1 protein-coding gene is annotated in these 275 nt (G+C 38.9%); it reads left to right on the forward strand.

Annotated elements, in window-relative coordinates; genetic code table 11:
- Window positions 1-275: TonB-dependent receptor domain-containing protein (locus R0K30_RS21820; protein WP_410612917.1), on the forward strand; the 275-nt coding region annotated here is incomplete at both ends.

The raw sequence follows: 275 nt of genomic DNA on the forward strand, positions 1-275 counted from the left end.
TACCAAGCTTAAACTTATCTTTTGCAATCGACCAAGAGCAAACAATTCGTTTTGGCGCGGCTAAAACAATTTCTCGTGCTCGCCTTGATGAAATGCATGCATCGATTGAGACAAGCTATAACAGCGAAAAGCCTGACGAAAATGGTAACTACTGGTCTATATCTGGTGGTAATGCAGAGCTTGAACCAAAAGAAGCAACAGGCTTTGATTTAACATACGAAAACTACTTTGATGCAGAAGGTTACTTTTCAGCAGCGTTATTTTATAAAGACATT

Source organism: Bacillus sp. SIMBA_154 (genome assembly GCF_046536015.1).
GTDB classification, from domain to species: Bacteria; Bacillota; Bacilli; order Bacillales; family Bacillaceae; genus Bacillus; species Bacillus pumilus_P.